This window comes from Yeosuana aromativorans, from assembly GCF_014646655.1.
In the GTDB taxonomy this organism is placed as follows: Bacteria; Bacteroidota; Bacteroidia; order Flavobacteriales; family Flavobacteriaceae; genus Yeosuana; species Yeosuana aromativorans.
This window is the reverse complement of record NZ_BMNR01000021.1, coordinates 1-1482: the sequence shown is the minus strand read 5'-3', so window position 1 is coordinate 1482 and position 1482 is coordinate 1. Positions and strand designations below refer to the sequence as shown.

Genomic DNA, 1482 nt, shown 5'->3' with positions numbered 1-1482 from the left:
TTTAGGAACGGCAGTAATTTGAGTGTTCATATCTTTTATTGTTTTAGAGAACTTTAAAGATACTCGACTTACTGCTTTTACATGGATGCTAAAAATAATGCTTAGTTTAGTACTTAATCAAAGGTTAGTGCCGTTTTGCTAGCTTCTGATTTTCCTTCGGAAAATCCTCGCACACAAAACCGCACTATTCTTATACAAACACGTTGTAGCACATTTGAGAAATGAGATTATTTACGACATTATTTTTGATTTTAACCTTTTTTTCTTGTCAAAACAGCAAGAAATCAAACAAATTGAATATCAATATAATGGACAACGATACTATTTATAAAAAGACTTCGACTTATTTAAATAGCAAATACAAATTAATTGGCAAAAAAGGGAATTCTGGAGAAATAATATTAAGCGAAAACACAAATCAAAAAATCGGAGGAAATTTTAATTTCGGGATTATAGAAACCAATAAACCTCAAAACAAAGCTTTCGTTTTTTTATCTGACCAAAAAATAAAATTTGACTCCTTGCCCAAGCTTGATAATCCGACTGACTTCTCACTGGTAAATGAATTCGAAAAATCGACCTCTGAAAAGAATTTAAAATCAGTACTTATAGAAAAAGATGAGAATGCTTTGACCAATACAAAGGCTTATAAATTAGTTTTTGCATTTATAAAAAATCAAAAAGACACGCTCGGATTCCAAAACACGTATCAATTAATTGCTAACAATCGATTTTGCTCAATAAACTATATTAACGAATCGAGAGAAAACTACATTGAAATGGAGAAAGAATTCGAGGGATTGGCATTACGAATAAAATAAAAAAAACGTGCTACAACAACGGCTATAATTCAGCGTGGCTTGATGGTTAATCTAACGAACTTTTCTTACTTTTAACAAACCTGATTTCTCTGTGGACAAATCCTGCGGATTTATCCACGCCGAAATCATAGCCAAACCGTTGTATGCAATTTAAAAAAGAGTATTTATCCAGTAAAATTGGGATGACTTAAACATGAATTTCAAAATAAATGTTTAACTTTAAAACACAATTCATTATGAATATGAAGCAAAATTTTAACACTATAGATCTCGAATATGTTGAAACAAAAAAGGCTTCTTTTTTTATTAAATTTGTTGCCCTGATTCTTGCTCTGATTTTTACTTTCGTTCCAATGTACGAGTTTTTAACTCAGTTTATACCTAATGAGTTATATCAATGTGGTTGTTTTGGTTGTTACAGAATGTTTTATGGATATTTTATAATATAACTGCACACAACAACGGCTATAATCCATTGCTCGCTAAATGCTAAACCAAAAAACATTATATTTAACTTGGCTCGATTCCTACTCCGAAAATCCTACGGATTTTCTCCACAACGGAATCATAGCCAAACCGTTGTGTGTAAGCTGATAAAAGTATCGTAAATGACAAAAGAAAGTGCTGGAAAGATTGGAATTAAAATTGCGACAATATCTGT

General features: G+C 31.0%; 1 protein-coding gene. It reads left to right on the top strand.

The annotated features are described in order from the left end of the window. The first annotated feature begins 308 nt into the window (after positions 1–308). On the top strand, positions 309–821 hold the full coding sequence (locus IEW94_RS16765) for a hypothetical protein (protein WP_188655239.1): 513 nt from the start codon (positions 309–311) through the stop codon (positions 819–821). Positions 822–1482 lie beyond the last annotated feature (661 nt).